General features: G+C 35.0%; 14 protein-coding genes. 13 read left to right on the top strand and 1 reads right to left on the bottom strand.

What is annotated here, in order from left to right:
* The 13 genes from sov to ACZ1JT_RS07575 all read left to right on the top strand — a co-directional run bounded on the left by sov (position 1) and on the right by ACZ1JT_RS07575 (position 16,118).
* On the top strand, positions 1-7,227 hold the full coding sequence (gene sov / locus ACZ1JT_RS07515; RefSeq protein ID WP_465093223.1) for a T9SS outer membrane translocon Sov/SprA: 7,227 nt from the start codon (positions 1-3) through the stop codon (positions 7,225-7,227).
* A gap of 64 nt (positions 7,228-7,291) precedes the next feature.
* On the top strand, positions 7,292-7,672 hold the full coding sequence (gcvH, locus tag ACZ1JT_RS07520; protein WP_465093224.1) for a glycine cleavage system protein GcvH: 381 nt from the start codon (positions 7,292-7,294) through the stop codon (positions 7,670-7,672).
* Positions 7,662-8,042 carry a VanZ family protein gene (locus ACZ1JT_RS07525; RefSeq protein WP_465093225.1) on the top strand — a complete coding sequence of 127 codons (381 nt, stop codon included), beginning with the start codon at positions 7,662-7,664 and terminating at the stop codon, positions 8,040-8,042. Before gcvH ends, ACZ1JT_RS07525 begins: the two co-directional genes overlap by 11 nt.
* A gap of 45 nt (positions 8,043-8,087) precedes the next feature.
* Positions 8,088-8,831 carry a deoxyribose-phosphate aldolase gene (gene deoC / locus ACZ1JT_RS07530; RefSeq protein ID WP_465093226.1) on the top strand — a complete coding sequence of 248 codons (744 nt, stop codon included), beginning with the start codon at positions 8,088-8,090 and terminating at the stop codon, positions 8,829-8,831.
* A 15-nt stretch (positions 8,832-8,846) separates the two neighbouring features.
* Positions 8,847-10,961: a gliding motility protein RemB gene (locus ACZ1JT_RS07535; RefSeq protein WP_465093227.1), complete on the top strand. Its 2,115-nt coding sequence runs from the start codon at positions 8,847-8,849 to the stop codon at positions 10,959-10,961.
* A gap of 149 nt (positions 10,962-11,110) precedes the next feature.
* Positions 11,111-12,025 (top strand): heme o synthase, encoded by a 915-nt coding sequence (cyoE, locus tag ACZ1JT_RS07540; RefSeq protein ID WP_465093228.1) that lies wholly within the window; start codon positions 11,111-11,113, stop codon positions 12,023-12,025.
* Between the two features lie 2 nt (positions 12,026-12,027).
* On the top strand, positions 12,028-12,609 hold the full coding sequence (locus tag ACZ1JT_RS07545) for a cytochrome c oxidase subunit 3 (RefSeq protein ID WP_465093229.1): 582 nt from the start codon (positions 12,028-12,030) through the stop codon (positions 12,607-12,609).
* A gap of 44 nt (positions 12,610-12,653) precedes the next feature.
* Positions 12,654-13,631, top strand: a complete 978-nt coding sequence (locus ACZ1JT_RS07550; RefSeq protein ID WP_465093230.1) for a cytochrome c oxidase subunit 3 — start codon at positions 12,654-12,656, stop codon at positions 13,629-13,631.
* A gap of 21 nt (positions 13,632-13,652) precedes the next feature.
* Positions 13,653-14,003, top strand: a complete 351-nt coding sequence (locus tag ACZ1JT_RS07555; protein WP_465093231.1) for a cytochrome C oxidase subunit IV family protein — start codon at positions 13,653-13,655, stop codon at positions 14,001-14,003.
* A 76-nt stretch (positions 14,004-14,079) separates the two neighbouring features.
* Complete coding sequence (locus ACZ1JT_RS07560; protein ID WP_465093232.1) at positions 14,080-14,730, top strand: hypothetical protein; 651 nt, start codon at positions 14,080-14,082, stop codon at positions 14,728-14,730.
* 2 nt (positions 14,731-14,732) lie between these two features.
* Positions 14,733-15,359, top strand: a complete 627-nt coding sequence (locus ACZ1JT_RS07565) for an SCO family protein (RefSeq protein WP_465093233.1) — start codon at positions 14,733-14,735, stop codon at positions 15,357-15,359.
* Positions 15,359-15,898, top strand: coding sequence for a DUF420 domain-containing protein (locus ACZ1JT_RS07570; RefSeq protein WP_465093234.1), 540 nt, complete (start codon positions 15,359-15,361; stop codon positions 15,896-15,898). The genes ACZ1JT_RS07565 and ACZ1JT_RS07570 overlap by 1 nt, the downstream gene beginning before the upstream one ends.
* Positions 15,899-15,965: 67 nt before the next feature.
* Positions 15,966-16,118, top strand: coding sequence for a hypothetical protein (locus tag ACZ1JT_RS07575; RefSeq protein WP_465093235.1), 153 nt, complete (start codon positions 15,966-15,968; stop codon positions 16,116-16,118).
* Between the two features lie 58 nt (positions 16,119-16,176).
* On the opposite strand, the gene ACZ1JT_RS07580 is transcribed toward ACZ1JT_RS07575, so the two are convergent.
* Complete coding sequence (locus ACZ1JT_RS07580) at positions 16,177-17,568, bottom strand: DUF4403 family protein (RefSeq protein ID WP_465093236.1); 1,392 nt, start codon at positions 17,566-17,568, stop codon at positions 16,177-16,179.
* Between the last annotated feature and the right edge of the window lie 97 nt (positions 17,569-17,665).

Raw genomic sequence — 17,665 nt, forward strand, 5'->3', positions numbered from 1 at the left:
TTGAAAACGCAGTCTTTGATATATAAATTAGTGTCAACAAAATGGGTCTTAGCCATTTTTTTGTTGTTTATTAGCAACGCACTTCAAGCTCAAGTAGATGAAGAAGCCCAAGACTCTGTTAAAACCGGAGTAGACTTAGGGCATTTGGAGTTGGCCAATCCAAGAAGCATTGTAGAAGCCTATACATACGACCCTAATTCGAATCGTTACATCTATACGAAAACATTTGATGGCTTCAATATCAATTACCCTATTATCCTTACACCTGAAGAATACGAAGAATTAGTACTTAGAGAATCAATGCGTGATTATTTTCAACAAAAATTAAGCGCAATTGATGGGAAAAAAGAAGGTGCAGAGGCTGCTAAAAAAGATTTATTACCAAGGTATTATGTAAACTCCAGTTTTTTTGAAAGCATATTCGGGAGTAATACTATCGATGTAAAACCGCAAGGATCTGTTGAAATGGACTTGGGGATTCGGTATACCAAACAAGATAATCCTTCATTTTCTCCTAGAAATAGAAAAACACTTACCTTCGATTTCGATCAGAGAATCAGTATGAGTTTGCAAGGTAAGGTAGGAACGCGACTTACGGTTAACGCTAACTACGATACACAATCTACGTTTGCTTTCCAAAATTTAATTAAACTTGAATATACTCCTACTGAAGACGATATCATTCGTAAAATTGAAGTGGGTAATGTAAGTTTACCATTAAATAGTTCTTTAATTCGAGGCGCACAAAGTCTTTTTGGAGTTAAAGCACAACTACAGTTCGGAAAAACAACTATTACTGGAATTTTTTCAGAACAGAAATCACAAACAAGAACAGTTACTTCTCAAGGTGGTGGAACGATTCAAGAGTTTAATTTCTTTGCTTTGGATTATGATGCTGACAGGCATTATTTTCTTTCTCAGTATTTCAGAAATCATTACGATGAGGCTTTAAAAAGTTATCCCCTAATAAACAGTCGTGTACAAATTACGCGTATTGAAGTCTGGGTAACCAACAAGCAAAACCGAGTAAATACTACAGATAATAACCTGCGTAATATTATAGCGCTTCAGGATTTAGGAGAAGGTCAGCTAACCGACGCTTCAGGGAACGATATTACATTACAAACAGTTGGAGTTCATGATCAAGGTATCCCAGGGTTTTTTAACGGTTCAACATTTAATGTTCCTTCACAAAACTCAAATAACTTACTTGATCCATCATTAATTGGTAATGGAGGTTTGCTTAATTCAGGAATCCGTGATGTTGCTACTGCCGGAAATGGATTTAATGCGCCGCTTTCTGTTACAGAAGGCCGTGATTATGTAAAACTTGAAAATGCTCGTAAATTGTCATCAAATGAGTTTACATATCATCCACAATTAGGATATGTGTCTTTAACTCAGCGATTAGCAAACGATGAAGTTTTAGCAGTTGCTTATCAGTATACTGTTGGTGATCAGGTGTTTCAGGTTGGAGAATTTGGGACTGATGGGGTAGATGCGACTCAAGTGAATTCTGGTTTACCTAGTACACAGAGTTTGGTCCTTAAGATGTTAAAGAGTAGTTTGAATAACATTCAAGAGCCGGTTTGGAACTTGATGATGAAAAACATATACCAAATACCGGGTGCTTTTCAATTGTCTCAGGAAGATTTTCGAATGAATATTTTATACACAGATCCATCACCAATAAATTATATTCGCCCTTATCAAGATGCCTCTGGAAGTATTCCACTACAGTTGCCGGCAGGTGTAGCAGAAACACCGTTGTTGAAGGTATTGAATATGGATAGGTTAAATTTTACAAACGATCCGCAAGAGGGTGGGGATGGTTTTTTTGATTTTGTACCTGGGATGACTGTTGATACCCAAAACGGTAGAATTATTTTCACTACTGTAGAGCCTTTTGGAAATCATTTGTTCAACAAATTAAGAGATCCAAGTAATCCTTCTGAAAACTACCAAGGGGATCCTAATGCACTATCCGATTATAATCAGAATCAAAAAAAATACGTTTTCCGTAGTTTATACCAAAAAACGCAAGCGTTAGCGTTACAAGAAAGTGATAAAAATAAGTTTCAGTTTAAAGGAAGATTCAAATCAACCGGAGGTGACGGTATTTCGATTGGTGCTTTTAATGTTCCAAGAGGTTCAGTGGTTGTAACAGCTGGTGGTAGAGTTTTAGTAGAAGGCATTGATTATACTGTTGATTATCAAAGGGGTAGAGTTCAAATTCTTGATCCATCACTTCAAGCTTCAAATACGCCAATTCAGGTTTCTTTAGAAAACAATGCTGTTTTCGGACAACAAACCAGACGTTTCTTTGGGGTTAACGTGGAACACAAGATAAACGATAAGTTTTTGGTAGGTGGAACATTGTTACGTATGTCGGAACGTCCTTTTACACAAAAATCGAATTACGGTCAAGAATCTGTAAATAATACAATATTTGGGGTTAATGGTAATTTTTCTACCGAAGTGCCTTTGTTTACTCGATTGGTAAATAAACTACCTAATATTGATACCGATGTACCTTCTAATTTATCCGTTCGTGGTGAATTTGCATATTTAATGCCTGGAGCGTCTAAAAATGATCAATTTAATGGGGAAGCAACTATTTATATTGATGATTTTGAAGGCTCACAAACCACTATCGATATGCGTTCTCCGCAATCGTGGTTTTTAGCTAGTTCGCCAGTTGGATATGGAGGGGAAATTGCAGAAGATAATTTATCTTATGGCTACCGACGTTCAAAATTGTCATGGTATACTATTGATCCCGTTTTTTACATAGATTCGCAACGACCTTCAGGACTTTCGGCTGCCGATTTGAATTCGAATAAAGTGCGTCGTATTTATATGGATGAGTTATATCCGAATACCGATATTGCTCAAGGTCAAACAACTGTTGTAAGTACTTTGGATCTTACCTATTATCCGCAAGAAAGAGGTCCTTACAATTTCGATCCGAATTATGCTGCTTCAGGAAGCTTTACCAATCCACAGACCAATTGGGGCGGTATTATGCGATCGATTGCGTCTACAAACTTTGAACAGACAAATGTGGAGTATATTCAGTTTTGGTTGATGGATCCTTTCTATGGACAAAATGCGGATGATACAACTCCAATAACGAATACAGGTAAATTGGTGCTAAATCTTGGAGAAATGTCGGAAGATATTTTGAAAGATGGTCGAAAACTATACGAAAACGGTTTGCCGGAGTCTGGATCAACTACACCAACCTATACAACTAACTGGGGAAAGATGCCAGCATCTCAATCCTTAATTTATGCATTTGATGCTAACGAAGGTAACAGAGCGGTTCAAGATTTAGGGTTAAATGGACTTACCGACGCGGAAGAAGCCATAAAATACCCTGATTATGCTGGGTTATCCGATCCGGCAGGAGATAACTATAATTATTATTTGAATGCTTCTGGAAGTGTTTTGCAACGTTATAAAAATTATAATGGAACTCAAGGAAACTCACCGGTTAGTATTAATGATAGTAATAGAGGTTCTACAACTTTCCCTGATGTAGAAGACATCAACAGAGATAATACCATGAACACTATAAATGCGTATTATAAATTTGAAATTCCAATTCAGCCTAATCCGGTTGTTGGTCAAAATTATGTAGCCGATATACGAGTTAATGATAATGTGCCAATTACAAACGGAACTACCAAAGTAAAATGGGTTTTGTATAAAGTGCCTATTATGGAAGCTTCGGCTGCAAACATTGAAGGGTCTATTTCCGATTTCCGTTCAATTCGTTTTATGAGAATGTTCATGACAGATTTTCAAGACGAAGTAACTTTACGTTTTGGATCATTGGATTTGGTTCGTGGAGAATGGAGACGTTATTTAAGTTCTTTAGATTATACCGATACTGATGTGTCTGATGATAATACCGGTTTTGATATTACATCATTAAGTATTCAGGAAAATGGAAGCCGTTCACCAATTCCGTATGTTATTCCACCTGGTGTTGTACGTGAACAGTTGAACAATAACAATTCTATTATCAACCAAAACGAGCAATCACTCTCGCTTCGTGTTTATACTAAAGATGCTTCTTTGCCTCAAGAAGGTGGTTTGGAAGTAAAAGATGCAAGAGCAGCCTTTAAAAATGTTAGTGTAGACATGCGTCAGTTTAAAAAATTGCGAATGTTTTTACATGCAGAAGGAATTAAAAATGATCCCGATGGTGAATTAGCCAATGATGAAATGGTTGCTTTCCTTCGTTTTGGTAACGACTTTACTGAAAACTTCTATCAGATTGAAATTCCACTTAAAATAACAGATTTTTCAGCTCGTAGTCCTGAAGATGTTTGGCCCGCTGAAAATGAAATGAATCTTTCATTGGATTTGTTGACCAAATTAAAAATAATGGCGTTGCAAAATACATTACCGCCTGATGATGATATTAACGACGGGATACAGTTTATTAATGAAAGTGCTTTAGGGTCATCGTCTAATAAATTGACTCTTGGTATTAAGGGAAATCCAAATTTTGGGTTGGTGCGGACCTTAATGGTAGGGGTGAAAAATAAAAATGGTACTGATCCTATTCGCGGTGAAGTTTGGTTCAACGAGCTCCGTATGTCCGATATGGATAATAAAGGAGGTTGGGCAGCTGTTGCCAATATGGATACAAATTTTGCCGATTTTGCCAACGTGTCCGCAACTGGAAGAAAATCAACTATTGGTTTTGGGTCTTTGGAGCAAGGTCCTAATGAACGTAGTCGTGAGGATGTTTTTCAATATGATGTGGTAACTAATTTAAATTTGGGTAAATTACTTCCTAAGAAATGGGGCATAACTGTTCCTTTCAATTATGCTGTTGGTGAACAGGTTATTACGCCTAAGTTCGATCCGTATTATCAAGATATTGAATTGAAACAAATTTTGGATGTTACGCAAGATCAGGCCGAAAAAGATAATATTGAAAACAGAGCAATTGATTATACGAAACGTACCAGTATTAACTTTATTGGTGTTAAAAAAGAACGTGGGCCAGAGCAAAAACAGCACATTTACGATCCGGAAAATTTAACGCTTTCCTATTCGTTTAACGAAATGCAACATCATGATTTCGAAATTGAAAACTTGCTAGATCAACAGTTGAAAACTCAAGCGGATTACGCTTATACTTTTAAGCCTAAAGCTGTTGAGCCCTTTAAAAATAACAAATTCTTGAAGAAGAGTAGTTATTGGAAAATGTTAAGCGATTTTAATTTCAATTATTTGCCTTCTAACATCTCTTTTTCGTCAAATATTACAAGACAATTCAATCAGCAGAAGTTTAGACAAGTCGATGTTGATGGAATTGGACTGTCCCCACTTTACAGAAGAAATTATTTCTTTAATTATCAATACGGGTTTAACTACAATTTGACCAAGTCATTGCGTGTTAATTATACAGTAGCAACAAACAATATTGTTAGAAATTATTTAGACGAAAATAAAATTCCTATTGATGGATTAACCATTTGGGATGATTATTTTAATATTGGTGATCCAAATCAGCACAACCAACAAATTGTGATGAATTATGATTTGCCAATTAATAAAATTCCGGCTTTAAGTTTTATAAAATCAACGTACAGTTATACTAGTAACTTTAACTGGCAACGTAGTACTGATGCATTGGCAACTATAGAAGATAATGGCACGATTTATCAGTTAGGAAACACAATTCAAAACGCCAATTCTCACAGGTTGAATACAGTGTTTAATATGGATTCGTTTTACAAGTATGTTGGATTAACGGCCAAGAAAAATGTTAAAACACCGAAGCAAACAGCTGCCCCAAAACCAGGTCAAAAGGTGAAAGCCGTAGCAAAACAACAATCAACCGACAGAAGTGTTTTTGCGCAACGTTTAATTGGAATTGTAACGAGTGTTAAGAATATACAAATTAACTATTCCGAAAATAATGGTACTGTTTTACCGGGGTATCTGCCTAGAATTGGATTTTTGGGAACGTCTAAGCCTACATTAGGATTTGTTATGGGTAGTCAGGCAGATGTGCGTTATGAGGCTGCTAAAAATGGATGGTTAACAGACTACCAGCAGTTTAATCAAAACTTTACTCAGGTTAAAAATAAAACACTCGATTTTACAGCTCAAATGGAAATTGTTCCCGATTTGAAAATTGATTTAAGTGCTAATAGAACCAAATCTGCAAATTATTCCGAACAATATGATGTTTCAGATGGGCAGTACAATTCGCGTTCTCCATACGATTATGGTAACTATTCAACATCAACAATTTTAATTAAAACGGCTTTTGCTCAGAGTGACGAAAAAATGTCAGAAGCATTCAACGAATTCCGTTCCAATCGTTTAATAGTCGCTAACCGATTGGCACAGTCTCGTGGTATTGACTTAACTAATCCTGCTAACATCGATGCAGAAGGTTATCCTATTGGTTTCGGTAAAAACAGTCAGCAGGTATTATTGCCGTCGTTCTTGGCTGCGTATAGTGGAGGTGATGCGGCTTCTGTTAAAACAGGTCCGTTTAGAGATATTCCGCTACCAAACTGGGTAATTAAATATACAGGTTTAATGCGCTACAAATGGTTTAAAGAAAATTTTAAACGTTTCTCGCTGCAACACGGTTATCGCTCATCTTATACTATCAATTCATATCGTTCTAATTTCGAATACGATGGTGGGATAAACAATTTCGACGCTGGGGGTAATTATCAGTCTAAAATTATTATTGCTAATGTGAATTTGGTAGAGCAGTTTAATCCGTTGATTCGTCTGGATTTTGAAATGAAAAATTCAATTAAAATCTTAGCAGAAATGAAACGCGATAGAGCACTTTCATTAAGTTTTGATAACAACCTTCTTACAGAAGTTCGAGGAAATGAATATATAGTTGGTTTAGGATATCGTATTAAGGATGTTACCATAAATTCGAAATTAGCAGATAATGCAACGGGTGTAATTAAAAGTGATTTGAATATGAAGGCCGATTTGTCATTGCGCGACAGTAAGACAATTGTGCGTTATTTGGATTACAATAATAATCAGTTAGGGGGTGGTCAGAACTTATGGTCGATTAAATTTACAGCAGATTATTCGTTCAGTAAAAATTTAACGGCAATTTTCTATTACGATCATACCTTTACAAAAGCAGTTATTTCTACATCTTATCCGATCACAAATATTCGTTCAGGATTTACACTTAGATATAACTTCGGAAATTAATGAATAAATCATTTTTTTGTTACTCCGAAAAAAGTACATTTGCCAAATAATAAATAAAAACACAATGAACATACCAACTAATTTAAAATACACAAAAGACCACGAATGGGTTAGTGTAGATGGGGATATCGCAACTGTAGGAATTACAGATTTTGCTCAAAAAGAACTTGGAGATATTGTTTATGTTGAAGTTGAAACTTTAGACCAAACTTTAGCTAAAGACGAAGTTTTTGGAACAGTTGAAGCTGTAAAAACCGTATCGGATTTATTTTTGCCATTATCAGGTGAAATTATTGAGTTTAATGAGGAATTAGAAACAGAACCAGAAGCTGTAAACTCAGATCCATATGGAAAAGGTTGGATGGTTAAAGTTAAGATTTCTAATGCAGGTGAAATAGACGAGTTGTTGTCTGCCGATGCCTATAAAGAATTAATTGGAGCCTAAACGAAATTTTTATTTGGCCGTTTGCTGGACAGTTGCTATTGCAGTAGCTTGTCTGGTTAGTTCAAATTCGATACCAAATGTTAGTGTTTATGGAAAAGATAAAACTTTCCACGCTATATTTTATTTGGTGTTTACCGTTTTATGGTTCTTGTTTTTAAAAAAACGTTTTCCAAAAGCTACTTTTAATACAATTGCAGCTATTGTATTTGGTTTGACTTTTTTTTATGGTGTTTCAATCGAATTGATGCAGGAGTTTTTTACCACAACAAGAAATGCAGATGTGTTTGATGTTTTGGCAAATCTCACAGGAAGCCTACTTGCAATTTTAGGGTTACGATATTTTAATGCTAAAATCAAATCGAACAATTAAATCATATAATTTCCCACGTTTGTGGGATTTTTTTATTTTTACCGTATGGATATCAGACACTATTTAGATTCAACCTATTTGAAATCAGCAGTTCAGGCTGGAGTTTCAAAAGCCGATACTGTTAAAATTGTTCAAGCTTGCATTCAAGAAGCAATAGACGAGCATTTTAAACTCATCATGATTCGTCCAGAAATGGTGAAGATGGCAAAAGACATGATTGTAAGTCAGAAATCTAAAGTTACTATTGGAACAGTGATTGATTTTCCAGACGGGAATGGGTTGCTCGATGATAAATTAAAAGAAGCGCTTACGGCCATAAAAGATGGTGCAGATGATTTGGATTTTGTGGTAGATTATGAAGCTTTTAAGCGAGGTGAAATCGATTTGGTTAAAAAACAAGTTTTAGAAGGAACCCGTCTTGGTTTGCAACACCATAAAATTGTAAAATGGATTATTGAAGTAGCCGCTTTAAACGATCATCAAATCGTACAGCTTTCGGCGTTAATTAAAAATGTTGTCATGGCACATTTTAAAGAAAATCAGTACGAACATGTTTTTGTGAAATCATCAACAGGTTTTTATAAAACTAAAGATGGTTTGCCAAACGGGGCCACAGTGCCAACTATAAAACTAATGATAGAAAACGCATTTCCTCTGCCAGTTAAGGCGGCTGGTGGTGTGCGTACATACGAAGAAGCCATCGAAATGATTCAGTTGGGCGTGAAAAGAATTGGGACTTCTTCTGCAAAAGCTATTGCTAACGGACAAATAGCGGCAAACGATTATTAAATTTTTAAGATTCTTATGAAAACTCTTTTTAAGCTTTTCTTCACTATAATTTTAGTTCAATCGGTTACAGGGCAAACCACGCGTGAGCAATTGCCTGTTTTTCCGGAGTGTCAAACTGCTGGAACGGCTGCAGAAGCTTGTTTTTACAATACATTGCAAAATTTTATTTATACGAATTTCAAAGTTCCGAATTCGGTTAGTGAAAAAAATTATAAAGGCAATATTATTACGCTTTTCGAAGTAGATACTTTAGGAACTTTTAAAGTTTTATATACCGATGCGGCTTTTCCGGAACTTGTAGACGAAACGAAACGCGTGTTTTCAATTTTGCCAAAAGTTGAGTCGGCTAAATATGCTGGAAAACCTACATATTCAAAATATACAGTTAAAATTGCAATTCCGTTGGTACAACCTTCTCCGTATATGTCGGAAGAAGAAAAGGCAGCTAAATCCAATTCCAATTCAAATAAAAATCTCATAAATCCGGATTCCGAATTGAATGAGTATGATAATATCGTTTATAAAAAATTCGATAATCCACAGTTTAAAAGCTATTTAAATTTACCTTTTACACACGATAATTATGGACGTTTCGATGCTTCCATGAATATAGTAGGAGCTAATAACCATACGGCATCAAAGCCTTTCTCTTATGCTGAAGTTGCTAAGTATTACGATTTAAAAGGCAATTACGAATCACAGCTACGAACTGCTAACTCTTGGACATCAAGAAAGTTTTGGAATGAAAATTTGGTTGCCATTCAAGGGGAAAAGTATTGGTTCACTATGAATCCTATTTTCGATTTACGATTGGGTAAAGATTTTGATAGTAAAATTGTAGATAATACCTACGTGAATACTCGTGGTTTGCAAATTCAAGGAGCTTTAGGAAAGCAATTGTTTTTTTCAACTTCAATTTTTGAAAGCCAAGGTCGTTTTGCAGATTATTACAATGCTTATGCGGTTTCAATTCGTCCTGCGGGAGGTAATCCAGCAATTATTCCTGGTATAGGAATTGCAAAAGAATTCAAAACCGATTCGTTCGATTTTCCGTCAGCTGAAGCCAATTTAACATTTGTTCCAAGTGATATGATTAACCTTCAGTTAGGATACGGTAGGAATTTTATTGGTGATGGATATCGTTCGTTATTGACCAGTGATGCCGCTAGTCCTTATCCTTTTTTGAAAATCAATACCACTTTTTGGAAAATTAAATATACCAATACGTATATGTGGCTTAAAGATGTGCGTGATGCTGTTACGGTTGAAAGAACTTATGCAACAAAGTACATGGCAAACCACTATTTGAGCTGGAATGTTTCCAAGCGATGGAACATGGGCTTTTTTGAGTCGGTAATTTGGACGAATACGAATGATAGAGGTTTCGATTTGAACTTTGTCAACCCGATTATTTTCTACCGTTCGGTTGAGTTTTCGTCGTCGTCTCGAAGCGGAAACGCAACTTTAGGATTAACGTCTAAATACAAATGGAATAGCAAGCTTAATTTTTACGGACAGTTTCTTTTAGATGAATTTTCTTTGGGCGACATGAAAGGTGGAAAGAAGAGCTGGAAAAACAAATATGGATATCAGTTAGGAGCTAAATATTATGATGCTTTTGGAGTTAAAAATTTATTACTTCAAGGTGAGTATAATCATGTTCGTCCGTATGTGTATTCACATAGTAATATTTTAACCAATTATGGGCATAACAATCAAAGTATGGGGCATTTATGGGGGGCTAACTTTAAAGAGTTGGTTGCTATTGCTCGTTATTATAAAGGACGTTGGTTTGGTGATGCAAAATTGGTATATGGTGTAAAAGGTTTTGATTTTGCGAGCAGCGGTCCAAATTCAAATTACGGTGGTGATATTTATCGTGATTATGAAGATGATCGATATGCAGATACTGGAGTGAATATTGGACAAGGAAATAAAACCAATATCATGATAGCCGATTTAAAAGTTGGATATACTGTAAATCCGGTTATGAATTTAAAAGTTTTTGGAAATTTAATCTATAGAAATTTTGACCCAACAACGGATACAGCAACTACCTTTAAATCAAATACTACTTGGTTTTCTATAGGATTGCGATCGGATTTGTTTAACTGGTATAGCGATTTCTAATAATATTCTTTATATTGAGTTGTAAAAATAGAAAGGCGAACTGAGGTTCGCCTTTTCTGTTAAAAAATGAGTTGTGCTTAATTTTAAGCTATTCGATTTTATTAAATGCTTTTTTTTGAAGTATATTTGCAGCCGATTTAAGCATTTAAATGAAAACCGCATTGAATACTTCGGATAAATCATTTTCAATCGTAAATTTATTTATCGATTTTAAAGAAATTACTAAAGCAGGACTGGCAATTAGTGTTGTGTTTTCATCTATTGTTGGATACTTGCTTGGATTCTCCGATGTAAATCCTTTTCAATGGAGTACATTCATTTTGTTGGCTGTTGGAGGTTATTGCATGGTTGGTGCATCTAATGTTTTTAATCAAATTATTGAAAAAGACTTAGATATGCTGATGGATCGTACTAAAAATCGTCCGTTGCCTTCTGGTCGAATTTCCAAACAAAATGCTTTTATACTTGGAATTTTACTTACGCTAGTAGGGCTGGTTATTTTATATGTTATCAATCCCAAAACGGCTATGTTTGGGGCGATATCTATTTTTTTATACACCAGTGTATATACACCGCTTAAAACCATTACGCCTTTATCGGTTTTTGTAGGGGCTTTCCCGGGAGCTATTCCTTTTATGTTGGGTTGGGTGGCGGCAACCAATAATTTCGGCATCGAAGCGGGCACGCTTTTCCTAATACAATTTTTTTGGCAATTCCCTCATTTTTGGGCAATAGGCTGGTTTTTATATAAAGATTATGAAAAAGCCGGATTTTTTATGTTGCCAACTGGGAAACAAGACAAAAAAACGGCTTTGCAAACAATTCTATACACTATTTGGCTTATCCTTGCGTCCTTGCTTCCGGTTTTCGGATTCACAGGCGAATTAAAATTAAGTTTGGTAGCTGCAGGTTTTGTTTTGCTTTTAGGGCTTTGGATGTTGTATTTTGCAATTAAACTATACCGCGAAATGGATGAAAAAGCAGCAAAAAAATTGATGCTGGTAAGTGTTTCGTATATTTCACTATTGCAAATAGTTTATGTGGTAGATAAATTTTTACATTAATTATGGATATGTCAATTCAGGAAGAAAAAGATAAAAAGGAAAAATCATATAAAATGCTGTTATGGTTCGCCATGATTAGTATTGTAATGGTTTTTGCAGGATTAACCAGTGCGTATGTGATTAGTAAATCCAGACCAGACTGGTTGAACGATTTTAAATTGCCAAGTGCCTTTACATACAGTACAATTGTTATTGTATTGAGTAGCATTACATTTCATTTGGCAAAAAAAGCGATTCAAAAAGACAATAGATCAGCTGCTACATCATTTTTATTAGCTACTTTAGCTTTAGGAATTACTTTTGTTTTTTTACAGTTCAAAGGATTTGGACAAGTTATTGAAGCAGGGTATTTTTTTACTGGAAGTGAAAGTACAATTACGACCTCTTTTTTGTATGTGGTTGTAATGGTGCATTTAGCCCACCTTTTTGGGGGCTTGATTTCGCTTTTAGTGATAATTTATAATCATTTTAAACAAAAATACAATTCCACTCAAACCCTTGGTATTGAGCTTGGTGCGATGTTTTGGCACTTTCTTGATTTTCTGTGGTTGTATTTGTTTTTATTTTTCTGTTTCTACAAATAGAAAAAAAATGTAAATTTGGGAACTTTTTAACAAATAACTTTACAATGGGAGCGACAGTTACTACAACAGCTACTAACGAAAAAACTTGGGACGGCGGTAACCAACCAATGGGAGCAAGTTATGGCAAAATGATGATGTGGTTTTTCATCGTGTCAGATGCCTTGACATTTTCTGGTTTTATTGCTGCATATGGTTTTTCTAGATTCAAATTCATTGAAACATGGCCAATTGCCGATGAAGTGTTTACACACTTTCCTTTTTTACATGGTGTTGATGCACCAATGTATTATGTTGCTTTAATGACATTTATCTTAATCTTTTCTTCTGTAACTATGGTTTTAGCTGTAGATGCAGGTCATAAGATGCAACAAAACAAAGTTGCCATTTACATGTTGTTAACTATTGTAGGTGGTTTAATCTTCGTAGGTTCTCAGGCTTGGGAGTGGAAAAACTTCATCAAAGGAGAATTTGGAGCAGTAGAAACTAGAGGAGGTTCTATTCTTCAGTTCGTAAATCACGAAGGTGAAAGAGTAGCCTTAGCTGATTTTGCTAAACACTTGCCAAAAGAAAGAGAACAATTAGACAGAAAAGACGGAATGTGGTTTATGAGTGAGCCTACAGTTTCAACTTATTCAGTAGAAGAAGTTGTTGAAGGTTTCAAAGCAAATCCAGATTTGTTGATTCGCGGTGAGCATATCACTAAAGATAAAAAGAAAACTATTTTAACTCGTGAACAATCTTTAGAGCGTTTAAAAGAAGCTAAATTAGTAGTTGAAGGTGCAAACATGTACCGCAACGAATACGGTCATAAATTGTTTGCTAACTTCTTTTTCTTCATTACTGGTTTCCACGGATTCCACGTATTTTCTGGAGTAATCATCAATATCATTATTTTCTTGAATGTTATTGTTGGTACGTACGAGAAAAGAAGAAGTTATGAAATGGTAGAAAAAGTTGGATTGTACTGGCACTTCGTAGATTTAGTATGGGTGTTCGTATTTACATTCTTCTATTTAGTATAATTTTCAAAAGATTTAATTAGTATGGGACATTCACACGAATCTAACGTAAAAAGAATTTGGGGCGTATTTGCTTTCTTATCTCTAGTTACTATTGTAGAGGTTGCTTTAGGTATTATTAGACCTCATTCGCTATACATGACAAATCTTTTGTCAATGAATTTATTAAACTGGATATTTATTATTCTTACTGTGGTTAAGGCATACTACATTATGTGGGCTTTCATGCACTTAGAAGGTGAGAAAAGTAATTTAAGATGGTCTATTGTAGGGCCGCTAGTTTTCTTAATTCTTTATTTAGTATTCATCTTGTTGGTTGAAGGAAATTATGTTTATGATGTGTTTAAAACATCTCATTACAAATGGATTTTCTAATACTGTATATTAAAGGTTAAAAAAAGGTACGCTTTGCGTACCTTTTTTTATTTTTGCAATCAAATCTAACGCTAGTATGAAGAAGTACCTTGTTTTAACCATTCTTTTTGCATTACCTATTTGTGCCTATCTTTTTTTTGCTTCTGGGGTAAATAACTTCGCAAAGCTTCCAACGGTTACTCCAAATATTCCGGAACTGCCTAACTGGAAAGTGCTTTCGGGAAAAGAAGTAAAATTGGCTGAAAAAATTACCATACTTGGTTTTCCAGGAACTGAACTCCTTAAAGAAAAAGGGAATTTGTTTAATCTGAATCAGAAAATTTACAATAAAAATCGTGAGTTTAAAGATTTTCAAATTGTAATGATTGTTCCAGAAGGACTAGAGCAAGGCGCTACAGACATCAATGCCGAGTTGAATCGAATTTCGGATATGTCTGGATGGCATTTCGTTTTTGCTAAACCTGAAGAAATTAAAGCCTTTTATGCTAAATTGAATTTGGTTGGAAAACTTAATGAAAATATTGCAACTCCAAATGTATTCATCATTGATAAAGACCGAAATCTTCGTGGCAGAAAAGGAAAGAATAAAAAAGGAGAAAACGAATACCGTGAGGGCTATAATACTATTTCGGCAGCCGATTTGCACAATGAAATGGCTGATGATGTAAAAATTATACTTGCAGAATATCGATTAGCTTTAAAACGAAACAATAAAAGAAAAATATAGCGATGAAAAATAAATCTTATATAGGTATTTCCTTCATTGTATTGCTTTTTGGAATTTGGGCTGTACCAAAAATTGTGGCAAAATTTCAAAAATCCGATTTGTACGAAGTAGGACCTGTGCCTAAATTTGAACTAACCGATCAAAACAATAAAAAAATTTCGGATCAAGATTATTTGGGTAAAGTATATGTGGTTGAGTTTTTCTTTTCAACCTGTCCTACTATTTGCCCTAGAATGAACCAGAATATGTTGCAGTTGCAAAAAGAATTTTATGGTAAGCCCGATTTCGGAATTGCATCCATATCTATCGATCCCGCTACAGATACACCAGAGCATTTAAAAAAACATGCCGAGTTATTAGGTGTGAAACATTATAATTGGCATTTTCTAACTGGCGATAAAGACTATATCTTTAAATTGGCACAATCGGGTTTTAATTTGTATGCAGGAGAAAATAAAAATGTAAACGGCGGCTTTGAGCATTCAGGCATGTTTGCATTAATCGACAAAAAAGGAAATATTCGTTGTCGCCGCGATGAATTTGATAATCCTATTTTATATTACGACGGATTAGAACAGCCAGGAATTGATATGATTAAAGAAGATATTAAAAAATTATTGGAAGAATAATGGAAAAATTAGTTGAAAATAAATACAATACATGGATTGTTGTTTTATCGGTTGCAATTCCTCTGGTGGTAGCCTTGCTTTTTGGAGTTAATCTTAGGGACTTAGGATATGATGTAAAGCCATTGTCGTTTTTACCACCTATTTACGCTTCAATTAATGGTGTTACGGCTATTTTGTTGGTAACGGCAGTTTGGGCTATTAAAAATGGAAAACGTGCGCTTCATGAGCGTTTAATTAAAGTAGCTATTGCATGTTCAGTATCATTTTTAGCAATGTATGTTGCGTATCATATGACATCTGACTCAACCAAATTTGGGGGGGAAGGAGTTATTAAGTATGTGTATCTGTTTATTTTGGTTACTCATATTTTATTGTCAATCGTAATAATTCCTTTTGTATTGATAACGTATGTTCGTGCAATTTCAAAAAGCTTTGAACGCCATAAGAAGATTGCTAAAATCACTTTTCCGTTATGGTTGTATGTAGCGGTAACTGGTGTGATTGTGTATTTAATGATATCGCCTTATTATGTGCACTAAAAAAGAAATCGGATTAGTGTTGATACTTGTGCTGTTTGTAGGTCTATCTGTCAATGCTCAATGCGCTATGTGTCGTGCCGCACTAGAAAGCGAAGACACCGGCATTCCGGCCAAAGCTGTGAATGATGGAATAGTGTATTTAATGGCCATTCCTTATATTCTGGTTGGGGCTATTGGGTATGCAATTTACCGTTTGCGATACGGAAAGAAAAAAGTATAGAATAAAAAAGCAGTTTCAAACGAAACTGCTTTTTTATTATTGCCAACAGACAGGTGTTTTACTCCATGCCATCTATTTTTACACTCATTTGTCCTGAGGTTTTAATAAAGGCAATGATGGCTTTGTCTGTAAGTTCAACTTTATCGAATTCAAAATCATTTAAATTTCCATTGACAAAAACACCTTTCATAGGAGAATAATTGTTGAGATATGGTTGCATGTTCTTCTTTCCTTCTTCAAGGTTTCCTTTAATCGAATAGCGGCAACTTTCTTGTATTTTTCGTAAAATCATGCCGCTTAAAAGCCAATTGGCAGTTTTAGTTAGCACTCCCTTGGTGTTTAGCACATAATCCATTTGGTCGAAATAAATCTCTTTTGTAACCGAATTGTAATTTGGGAAGCCGCTTAAGTAAATTGTTCCGTTTAAACTTCCGGTCATATCTAGTGCAATTATCATTTTTCCGTCTTTATGCCATAAATCAACTTTCTGAACTGTTATTTTTCGACTTCCAGAAGCAAAAGTTTGTCCTTGGAAATTCTTAGTTAGAATTCGTGACGCACTTTCATAGGTAGAAACAGCGGCTACTGTTGCTTCAATTTTATTTGGCATTTTACTCACCGGTTTCAAAACAATAGATTCTTTTTTAAAGGTGTTAAGTGGTTGTTGCCCAACTATAGTTTGCATGCTGCATTTTAATCCCATTTCCATGGTTATGTTGTTTTTAGACATAACTGCGTCTGTAACATACAGTTCATTTGGAATTAATTTAAACCAAGTTTCATACTGTTCGCTGGTTTGAAACGGCGTGCTTAGTTTTTCCAAAACGGCCAAAACCTGAGGTTTAAAATCGGTAGTATTGTTGATGGCTTCGTCTATTTTTTTTGCAATTTTAGATTTAAAAATGCGTAATGTTGGATTTACTAAATAGGTAATAGGAACTTGTTTTCCGGCCACAATGATGTTGGGACTTTCACTCCATTCAAAATCTTCAATCTCCGAAGCAGTAGTTAGTTTCCAATTGGAAAGCGTTGCTTTGCTAATAAGTTTGATAGTTCCGTTTAGGTTGATTTCTCGTGTGTCGTTTAATCCTAAGTAGTCGGTGCCATATTTTACTTTTATCCAAATTTTCATTGGAAGTGTCGATTCTATTTTACCGTCTTTTTCATTTAATTTAATAGGAGCTTGTTTCCAAATTTTCATTTCGGTTTTATCGTCCGAAAGAATCGTGTCGTTATAAATTAAACCTGTAAGCGATTTGTTTAGCTGGCTCTCAATTTCTTTAATCGGAATTTCAACCGGCATACTAATGAACGATGTGGTGGTTTTGTAGACTGTCGGAGTATTGTCACTAGGTGTGGGTTTTAAAGCTTCAATTTTTTTAGTTGAAGAACAACTGGAAAAAGCTGAAAGTAAAAGTATAACAGCGGTTATTGATAGAATTGTTTTCATGTTTGTTCCTGATAAATCGATGTAAAAGTAAAATTTTATTGCGTTTTTATTGTAACTTTTTTCGAGCAATTGCGTCTTATTAACTTTGTTACGATAA

The organism is Flavobacterium sp. IC2-16, from assembly GCF_055521455.1.